The organism is Actinosynnema sp. NPDC059797 (assembly GCF_042732085.1).
Taxonomy (GTDB): domain Bacteria; phylum Actinomycetota; class Actinomycetes; order Mycobacteriales; family Pseudonocardiaceae; genus Actinosynnema.
In genome coordinates, this window is sequence record NZ_JBHWIE010000284.1 from 1 (window position 1) to 9,195 (window position 9,195).

Annotated in this window: 10 protein-coding genes; 5 read left to right on the top strand and 5 right to left on the bottom strand. The window is 74.0% G+C overall.

What is annotated here, in order from left to right; translation table 11 throughout:
* Positions 1-32: 32 nt before the first annotated feature.
* A complete protein-coding gene (locus ACFV4N_RS34470; protein ID WP_499676849.1) occupies positions 33-371 on the bottom strand; it encodes a methyltransferase domain-containing protein in 339 nt (112 codons plus the stop codon).
* 230 nt (positions 372-601) lie between these two features.
* Between ACFV4N_RS34470 and ACFV4N_RS34475 the strand changes: the two genes are divergently transcribed.
* Genes ACFV4N_RS34475 through ACFV4N_RS34490 form a run of 4 tightly spaced genes read left to right on the top strand, consistent with a single transcriptional unit; the run spans position 602 to position 4,572 of the window.
* Positions 602-2,125 carry an anchored repeat ABC transporter, substrate-binding protein gene (locus ACFV4N_RS34475; RefSeq protein ID WP_499676850.1) on the top strand — a complete coding sequence of 508 codons (1,524 nt, stop codon included), beginning with the start codon at positions 602-604 and terminating at the stop codon, positions 2,123-2,125.
* Positions 2,113-2,961: a choice-of-anchor M domain-containing protein gene (locus ACFV4N_RS34480; protein ID WP_499676851.1), complete on the top strand. Its 849-nt coding sequence runs from the start codon at positions 2,113-2,115 to the stop codon at positions 2,959-2,961. The genes ACFV4N_RS34475 and ACFV4N_RS34480 overlap by 13 nt, the downstream gene beginning before the upstream one ends.
* Entirely contained in the window at positions 2,954-3,706 is a 753-nt protein-coding gene (locus tag ACFV4N_RS34485) for an anchored repeat-type ABC transporter ATP-binding subunit (RefSeq protein WP_499676852.1), read from the top strand. The genes ACFV4N_RS34480 and ACFV4N_RS34485 overlap by 8 nt, the downstream gene beginning before the upstream one ends.
* A complete protein-coding gene (locus ACFV4N_RS34490; RefSeq protein ID WP_499676853.1) occupies positions 3,703-4,572 on the top strand; it encodes an anchored repeat-type ABC transporter permease subunit in 870 nt (289 codons plus the stop codon). Before ACFV4N_RS34485 ends, ACFV4N_RS34490 begins: the two co-directional genes overlap by 4 nt.
* A gap of 26 nt (positions 4,573-4,598) precedes the next feature.
* Here the strand turns inward: ACFV4N_RS34490 and ACFV4N_RS34495 are convergent, their stop codons facing one another.
* The 4 genes from ACFV4N_RS34495 to ACFV4N_RS34510 form a co-directional block, all read right to left on the bottom strand.
* Complete coding sequence (locus tag ACFV4N_RS34495; RefSeq protein WP_499676854.1) at positions 4,599-5,747, bottom strand: GTP-binding protein; 1,149 nt, start codon at positions 5,745-5,747, stop codon at positions 4,599-4,601.
* Between the two features lie 122 nt (positions 5,748-5,869).
* On the bottom strand, positions 5,870-6,514 hold the full coding sequence (locus ACFV4N_RS34500; RefSeq protein ID WP_499676855.1) for an NADPH-dependent F420 reductase: 645 nt from the start codon (positions 6,512-6,514) through the stop codon (positions 5,870-5,872).
* Positions 6,515-6,561: 47 nt separating this feature from the next.
* A complete protein-coding gene (locus tag ACFV4N_RS34505; RefSeq protein WP_499676856.1) occupies positions 6,562-6,918 on the bottom strand; it encodes a winged helix-turn-helix transcriptional regulator in 357 nt (118 codons plus the stop codon).
* Between the two features lie 89 nt (positions 6,919-7,007).
* The gene (locus ACFV4N_RS34510; RefSeq protein ID WP_499676857.1) at positions 7,008-8,192 is read right to left on the bottom strand and encodes a serine hydrolase domain-containing protein; all 1,185 of its coding nucleotides are present in this window, start codon (positions 8,190-8,192) and stop codon (positions 7,008-7,010) included.
* A 256-nt stretch (positions 8,193-8,448) separates the two neighbouring features.
* On the opposite strand from ACFV4N_RS34510, the gene ACFV4N_RS34515 reads away from it, so the two are divergent.
* Positions 8,449-9,042: a dihydrofolate reductase family protein gene (locus tag ACFV4N_RS34515; protein ID WP_499676858.1), complete on the top strand. Its 594-nt coding sequence runs from the start codon at positions 8,449-8,451 to the stop codon at positions 9,040-9,042.
* Positions 9,043-9,195: the final 153 nt, after the last annotated feature.

Consider the following 9,195-nt stretch of genomic DNA (forward strand, 5'->3'; position numbering starts at 1 on the left):
CAAAACTAAACGTATAGTTGCAGCCACGCATACTAAAACACACCCGTCACCGCTTCCGGCAGCAGGGGCGGGCCGTCCTCCAGGTCGTGGAGGACCGTCCGGACCCGGTCGGCCACCTCGGCGCGGCGCGCCGCGCGAGTCACCGCGTCGAGCATGGCCGGGTCGTGGTCGACCGCGTAGACCCGGCCGCCCGCGCCCACCGCGCGCGCCAGCTCGACGGTGACCGCGCCCGCGCCCGGCCCGATGTCGGCGACCACGTCGCCGGGTCGGACGCCCAGCGGTGCCAGCAGGGCCAGGGAGGACTCCAGGAACACGGCTTCGGCGGCTTCTGGGTCCTCTGTGGACGGTCCGGTGCCGTGGGGTGCGGGCATGGCGCTCCTCTTCTTCCCGGTGGTCGACCCGGTTGGGGGCGGGGTGGTGCAGGTCGCCGGCGGTGCGGGCGGGGGTGGTGCGGGCCGGCGGTGGTGCGGACCGGCGGTGGTGCTCCCGGGTCGCCGCGTCCACGACGACTCCACCAGCCTAGTTGAAAACGATTATCGTTCGTATTAGGTTTGCGGTGCCCCGCCGATCCGGCGACGGGCGTCTGGAGGTTGGAGAACAGATGCGAGCGCGTGCGCCCTCGCGCGTCGTCGCGGCCCTGTGCGCCGCCCTGTCCGCCGCGGCGTGCACCTCCGCCGCGGGGGGAGCGGACGACGGGCTGTCCGTGGTCACGACCACCGAGATCCTCGCCGACCTGGTGCGCAACGTCGGGGGTGACCGGGTCCGCGTCGACTCGCTCGTGCCGCCCGGTGGCGACCCGCACTCCTACGAGCCCACGCCCGCCGACGCCAAGAAGGTCGCGGCGGCGGACGTGACGTTCACCAACCACCTGCTGCTGGAGGAGCAGCGGCTGATCAAGGCCATCGACGCCAACGCCCGCGAGGGCACGCCGAACGTCTCGCTGGCCGAGGGGGCGGAGACCTACGGCGCGAACGTCATCCCGCTGGTCGAGGACGTCGGGCTGGACGTGCTGTGGCTGGGCCTGCGCGTGCGCGGCGACGGGAGGGAGCGCGGCGCGACGCGCACCTCGCAGGTGCGGCTGACCGCCACGGCCGTGGAGGGCCCGGGGCGGCTCGTGGCCTACCTGACCGAGTCGCTGGGCAGGCCCGTGACGTACTTCGACTCCGGCGACGGCCTGTCCGACGCGGACTCCACCACGCTGCCCCCGGCCGCCCACACCCACCTCAACTGGGCGTTCACCGCACCCGGCGCCTACCGGCTGACCTTGCGCGCGGCCCTGCTCAACGACGGGGCCGACCCGATCCCGCTGGGGGAGGGCACCTTCACCTTCGCGGTGGGCGTCGACCCGAACGGCCTCGCCGGCACCGTGCTGGACGAGGGCCACACCGACCTGACCGTGGACCTGGACACCGGCGGGCTCTACACGTTCAACGACCGCGCGGGCGGCACCTCGCAGGACGTCGTGCCCGCCGCCGAGGCGGTCGTCGAGGTGCCCAACAAGGCGATCACGTCGGTGCCCGACGACCCGCGCTTCGCCTTCCTGGGCGCGCCGGGCGCGCCGGTGCACCAGCTCCCGCAGGCGGTGCTGGGCAAGCACGTGCACGGCGAGATCGACCCGCACCTGTGGCAGGACGTGCGCAACGCCCGCGCCTACGCCGAGCTGATCCGCGACACGCTGCGCGCCGCCGACCCGGGCGGCGCCGACCACTACGACCGCGCCACCCGCGACTACACCGCCCGGCTGGACGCGCTCGACGCCGAGGTGCGCGCCACCGTCGCGACGCTGCCCCGGCAACGCCGCCACCTGGTCACCACCCACGACGGGTTCGGCTACTTCGCCCACGCCTACGAGATGGACGTGGCCGGGTTCGTGGTGCCCAACCCCGCGCAGGAACCCAGCGTCGAGGACGTGCGCAAGTTGACCGAGACCATCCGCAACCTGGAGGTGCCCGCCGTGTTCGTGGAACCCAACCTCGCGCAGCGCGCCTCGGTGCTCACCCAGGTCGCCCGCGACCAGGGGGTCCGGGTGTGCCTGCTCTACGGGGACTCCTTCGACGAGCGCACCCGGAGCTACGTGGACGTGATGCGGCACAACGCGGAGGAGGTCGCCCGGTGCCTCGCCTGACCCGGGTCGTGCTCGCGGCCCTCGCCGCGGTCCTGCTCGTCCAGCCGGCGGCGCTCGCCGCCGGGCCCGTCGTCATCGCCGACGGCCACGTGGACCTCGGCCCGCGCCTGGTGGACGGCCGGTGGGTGCTCCAGCTCCGCGACGACACCGAAGGGGAGCCGGTGTGGCGCGACCCCGCCGACGTGGTGCTCCACGTGGTGGACGCGGCGCGCAACACCGTCCCCGACGACCCCGCCTACGCGTTCCTCGGCACGCCTGGCAGCGACATCTGGGTGCTGCCGCAGGTCCAGGCGCGGGGCGTGGTCTGGCCGGGGTGGAACACCCAGGACCCGAGCGTCCTCGACGTCGTCGGTCGCGGCGTGGACTGGCGCCTGCACGACGTGCGCGGGCCGGGCCGCTTCGAGCTGTTCCTCAACGGCGACTTCGGCGCACCCGAGACGATCTTCAGCAGCGAGCGGCCGTACCCGCAGGGAACCGGCGTCGAGCCGGGCACCCACGCGCACGGCAACTGGGTGTTCACCGCGCCCGGCGCCTACCTGCTGGACGTGGAGATGGCCACCGCCGACGGCCGCTCGGCCCGCGCGACGCTGAAGGTGCACGTCGGACCGGGTGACCCGGCGGCGGCGCTCGCGGCCGTCGAGCGGAGCGCCGCGCCCTCGGCCGCGCCCTCGTCCACGCCCTCGGCCGCGTCCTCCCCGCCGGGGGCCGCCGCCGGGTCGTCGGGCCCGCCGTGGGGGTGGATCGCCCTCGCCGGCGTCCTCCTGGCGGGCGTGATCGCCGTGCTGCTGCTCGCGGCCCGCTTCCGCCGCGAGGCGACCGGGGGCGGCGATGACTGACCCGGTGCTCGACATCCGGGGCGCGACCGTACGGCTGGGCGGTCGGGAAGTCCTGTCCGATGTGGACTTCCGGCTGGGGCCCGGTGAGCTGGTCGGCCTGATCGGGCCCAACGGCGCGGGCAAGACGACCCTGCTGCGCACCGCCCTCGGCCTGGTGCCGCTCCACCGGGGCGCCGTCGCCCTCGGCGACCGCACGCCCCGCCAGGCGCGGGGCTCGCTGGGCTACGTGCCGCAGCGCCACGAGTTCGCCTGGGACTTCCCCATCACGGTCGAGGGCGCGGTCGCGACCGGTCGCACCCACCTGACCGGCCCGCTGCGCCGCCGCACCGCCCGCGACCGCGAGGCCGTGGCCGACGCCCTGGACCGCGTCGGCATGACCGGGCTGCGCACCAGGCCGGTCGGCGAGCTGTCGGGCGGCCAGCGGCAACGGGTCCTGGTGGCCCGCGCGCTCGCCCTCCGACCGGGGGTGCTGCTGCTCGACGAGCCGTTCACCGGCATCGACGTCCCCACCCAGGAACTGCTGAGCGGCCTGCTGGCCGGGCTGCGCGACGAGGGCGTGGCGGTGCTGATGACGACCCACGACCTGGCCGCCGCCACCGCGCTGTGCGACCGGCTGTGCCTGCTCAACCGCACGGTCGTCGCCGACGGCGCGCCCGCCGCGCTGGCCGACACCGACATCTGGCTGCGCACCTTCGGCCTGGACCGGGCCGAGAAGCTGCTCAAGGCCCTGGGGGTGACCGGGTGACGGCCCTGGAGTTCCTGACCGCGCCGTGGGAGTACGACTTCTGGCGGCGGGCCCTGCTGGTGGCCCTGCTGTCCGGGGTGGTGTGCGGGGTGATCGGCAGCCACGTGGTGCTGCGCGGCATGGCGTTCATCGGCGACGCCGTGGCGCACGCGGTGTTCCCCGGTGTCGCGGTCGCCTTCGTGCTCGGCGCCAACCTCGTGCTCGGCGGCGCGGTCGCCGGCGTGGTGACCGCCCTGCTGGTCGCGGTGTTCACCCAGAACCGCAGGCTCAAGGAGGACTCGGTCATCGGGATCTTCTTCGCCGCCGCCTTCGGCCTGGGCATCGTCGTCCTGAGCACCGCGCCCGGCTACGGCGGGTCGCTGGAGTCGTTCCTGTTCGGCTCCATCCTCGGCATCAGCGACGCGGACGTGGTCTCGGTCGCGGTGATCGGCGCGCTGCTGCTGGTGGCCACGGGCCTGCTCAACAGCCGGTTCACCGCCACCACGCTGGACCGCGAGCAGGCCCGTGCGGTCGGCCTGCCGGTGTTCTGGCTCGACCTGGCGCTGCACGTGATGGTGACCCTGGCGATCGTCATCTCGCTGCAGGCCGTGGGCAACATCCTGGTGCTCGCGCTCCTGGTCACCCCCGCCGCGTCGGCCCGGCTGCTCACCGACCGCCTCGGCGCCATGGTGCTGCTGGCGCCCCTGATCGGCGCGGGCGGCAGCGTGCTGGGCCTGTACCTGTCCTACGCGTTCGACCTGGCCGCCGGCGGGCTGATCGTGCTCACCCTCACCGCGATCTTCCTGCTGTGCTGGTTCCTCGCGCCCCGCCACGGCCTGCTCGCCCGCACCCGCCGGACCGCCGCGCCCGCCGAGGGGAGGGCCTGACCCCGGGGTCAGGCCCTCCCGGCCGCTCACCGCAGCGCGGTGTGCCGGGGGAGGTGGTGGTCGTGGTGGTCGAGGTCGTCCCACGGCGGCAGCGGGTCGTCCATCCGCCGCCACGCGGCGGGCCCGGCGGCCAGTTCGGCGTCGGTGAGCAGGGCCGGGTCGAGTCGTCGGCGCGGCTCGTCGCGGTCCAGGCCCACGCCGATGAACACCAGCTCCTGGCGGGCGGCGTGGCCGTCGAGCAGCTCGCCGGGCTCGATGGTCATGTTCGGGCCGGCCTGGGACCACACGGCCAGGGTGTGCGGGCGGCTGGCGAGGTGGCAGAAGCCCTTGCTGCGCACCACGCCGGTCCAGTCGGCCAGCGCGGCGGCCAGGCGCGCCGGGTGGAACGGGCGGTCGGCGCGGTAGGTGACCGAGCGGATGCCGTACTCCTCGGTCTCCGGGGTGTGCGAGCCCGCCAGCTCCTCGGCCCAGCCCGGTGACGTGGCCGCGGTGACCGGGTCGTAGCGGCCGGTGTCGAGGACCTCGGCCAGGTCGACCACGCCGCGCCGGGAGCGGACGAGCCGGGCGCCGGGGTTGAGCCGGCGCAGCAGGCCCTCGGTGGTGGCGAGCTGCTCGGGCGTGGCGAGGTCGGTCTTGTTGAGCACCAGCACGTCGGCGAACTCGACCTGGTCGACCAGCAGGTCGGAGATGCCGCGCTCGTCGCCCTCGGCCGCCTCCAGGCCGCGCTCGTCGAGCCGGTCGCCGCGCTCCAGTTCGGCCAGGAAGCAGGAGGCGTCGACCACGGTGACCATGGTGTCCAGGCGGGCGTGGTCGGACAGGCTGGTGCCGTCGGCGAAGGTCCACTCGAACGTCGCCGCCACCGGCATGGGCTCGGAGATGCCGGTGGACTCGACCAGGACGGTGTCGAACCGGCCCTCGCGGGCCAGCTCGCCGACGCTCTCCAGCAGGTCCTCGCGCAGGGTGCAGCAGATGCAGCCGTTGGTCAGCTCGACCAGGCGCTCGCCGCCCCGGCCGGAGACCAGCGAGGCGTCGATGTTGACCTCGCTCATGTCGTTGACCACCACCGCCACCCGGCGGCCCTCGCGGTTGGCCAGGACGTGGTTGAGCAGGGTGGTCTTGCCGGCGCCGAGGAAGCCGGACAGCACGGTGACGGGAACGCGGGGATCGGCGGTCATGGGGTTCTTCCCGGGTGGGGGCGGTGGGATTCGCCAGATGAAATGACAATCATTTCCATCAGGCTAGCCCACGGCGGTGCGACCGACCGTGCGGGTCCACCCCCCGGACACCCCGGACGACGTCACGCCGGCCCGACCGCGCCGGCGCGGTCCACGAGGTTGAACACCGTGTGCGGGTCGCGGCCGCCGAACAGGAGCGAGATGACGATCGCCGCCATCGCTTCCAGGTGGTGGGCGTGGTCGAGGCCGCCCACCCGCAGCGGTTCGCAGCCGAGGTCCCCGATCAGCCGCTCCGCCAGGTCGGCCGCGGCGGGGTCGTCCCCGCAGTAGGGCACGACCAGGCGTCGACCGTCGAACACCGGCGGGTCCTCCTGCCAGACCTCGGCGTGGCAGAGGTTGAAGGCCTTGACGACGCGCCCGCCGGTCACCTCCGCGATGTGCTGCGCCAGGGACCGGCCGGGCTCGGTGACGAGCGTGAAGCGCTCCACCTCCACCGGGTTGTTGCAGTCGATGACCGCCTTGCCGCGCAGCGCGTCGCCGATCTCGGCCAACGTGTGCCGCACCCCCTGGTGGAGGACCGCGATCAACGCCACGTCACCGAACCCGGCCGCCTCCCGGAAGCTCCCGCTGCGGGCGCCCCACTTGTCGGCCAGCGCCCGCGCCTTGGCCCCGGTGCGGCCGGCCACCATCAACTCGTGCCCGGCGGCGGCCCACCGGGTGCCCAGCGCGTCGGCCATCGAACCGGCCCCCAGAACTGCGATCTTCATGACCGCGAGGCTAGGAGCCCGTGGGGAACCACCCGGTTCCCCACGGATCAGGTCACGTCGTCGCCGCCGAGTTCGCCGCCGAGTTCCCCGGCGTGCTCCTCCGCCCACCGCGCGAGCACCGTCACCGGTTCCAGGAGGCTGTGCCCGAGCGGGGTCAGCCGGTACTCCGCCCCCGGCGGCGCGGTGGCGAGGGCGCGGCGCTCCACGAGGGCGTTGCGCTCCAGCTTGCGCAGCGTCTGGGTGAGCATCTTCTTGCTGATCCCACCGATCCGGTCGAGCAGGTCGCCGTACCGCTGCGGCCCCCTGCCCAGCGCGAACACCACGACCACCGACCAGGTGTCGGCCACCAGCCCCAACGTGGTGCGGGCGGGGCAGTCGGCGACGAACACGTCGAAGTCGCTCATCGGCGCGGGACCCGTGGACCCGGGCGACACCCGTGGCGTGGCACGGGGCGATTCAAGCAGACCCCGCGGCCACGACCAACGCACCGCCCCTACTTCGTGGCGCACAGGGCCTTGTCGAAGAGGGCGATGACTTCGTACTGGTGGGCCGCGTCGTTCGTCCCGGCGATGGTGACCGCCCGCCCGTCCGGGGTGATCGCGGCGCGGGTCTGGAAACCGTCGGCGTCGCCGCCGTGGCCGTACGCGGTGATCCCGCAGCTCAGCTTCATCTCGATGGTGCCCAGGCCGTAGCGCCACCCGTCGAAGAGGCCGGGCGCCTCCACCGACTGCCGCATCTCCGCCAGCCGACCGGGCCCGATCAGCCGACCGCCCTGCAGGGCGACCAGGAACTTGTTCACGTCACTGGGGGTGGCGATCATCTGCCCCGCGGCGCCGGCGATCGACGGGTCGAACCGGGTGATGTCGATCAGGTCGCCGCCGGTCGGCTCGCCCCGGTCGTCCTCGGGCGGCAGGTAGCCGCGCGGGTGCGGGGCGCGGATGTCGCGGTCGCCCGGACCCGGGTAGTACGTCTCCGCCAGCCCGACCCGGTCGATGATCCGCTCGGTGACCACCTCGGCGAACGGCCGACCGGTCACCTTCTGCGCCACCAGGCCCAGCAGCACGTACCCGGCGTTGCTGTACCCCCACGCGCGGTCCTGCCCCGGCCCGAACGTCGGCGCCTGCGCCAACCACGCGTCCAGCAGCTCCCGGGCGTCGAAGTACCGGTCCCTGATCGGCAGGATCCCCTTGGACAGGAAGGGGACCCCGGTGGGCATCCCGCTGGTGTGGTTCAGCAGCTGCCTGATCGTGATGGTCCGGCCGTCGATCGCCGCACCGGCGCCGGTGCCCCGCACCACGCCCGGCAGGTGCTGTTCCACCGCGTCGTCCAACGCGAGCCTGCCCTCGTCGGCCAGCTGGAGGATCACCACGGCGGTGAACATCTTCGTGTTGCTGGCGATCCGCACGTACCCGTCCGTCGGCACCTTCGACCTCGTCCGGAGGTCACCCACCCCGGCGGTGTAGTTCGCCACCCGCCCGTCCCGGTTCCGCACCGACATCAGCGCCCCGGGCAGCGACCCGTCCCGGACCAGCTCCTCCAGGCCGGCCTGGAGCGCCTTGTCGTGCACCGGCCCCGACCTGCCCGCCGACGCCACCTCCGTCACCGCGAGACCGGCGACCACCACCGCCGCCACCGCCGCGGCGACCACGCCACGACGCCGGCTGAGAACACCTAACAAGGGAGACTCCCCACATTGGACGGTTCTTGCTGTCCCGACCAGTGTCGCCACCGCCCCGGCGCCCCACGATCCCCTCTGCTGCACACCTCCGGTACAGCCAGCACCACCTCCGCGGCGCACCGGGGCCGGTCGTCGCGCGTTCGAGGTTGATCATCCAGCCCGCGCGGGGGAAGCTGTGGGCATCACCCGTTCGGCCGCACGGGTGCCCGGACGCCCCCGTTCGGGCACCCGGCCGACCCACGGCAGGGGACCCCCGGTGCGCAAGCTCGTGTACTACATCGCCTCGACCCTCGACGGCTTCATCGCCGGCCCCGACGGCGCGGACCCCACCGGTCCCGGCGGCTTCTGGCCCATCCCCGAGGACTACCTCCGGCACCTGGTCGCCGAGTACCCGGAGACCCTGCCGGGACCGGCCCGCGACGCGCTGGGCGTCACCGCCGGCGGCACCCGCTTCGACACCGTGCTGGAGGGTCGCAAGTCCTACGAGGTCGGGTTGGCGGCCGGGGTGACCGACGCCTTCCCGCACCTGCGCCACGTGGTGTTCTCCCGCACCCTCGCGGCGAGCCCGGACCCGGCCGTCGAGGTCGTCGCGGGCGACCCCGTCGCCGAGGTGCGCGCGCTGAAGCGGCAGGACGGCAAGGACATCTGGCTGATCGGCGGCGGCGCGCTGGCCGGGGCCCTGTACCCCGAGATCGACCGGCTCATCGTCAAGCTGGCCCCGCTGACCACGGGCGCGGGCATCCCGCTGTTCGGCGCGGGCACGGCGTTCGACCCGCGGACCTGGTCGCTGACCGACCACGTCCGCCTGGACAGCGGCGCCCTGTTCCTCACCTACGACCGCACCGCGTGACCGGCGGGTCCGCGGCCGGCGGGTATCCCGGGTCAGACCGTGGTCGCAGAGAGCCTCACGGGCAGGTCGTGGAGGTCGTTCTGGGTCAGGATCGGCTTGTTGCGCAGCTCCTCGCGGCCGACCGCCAGGCCGAGGCCCGGGAAGCGGGCGTAG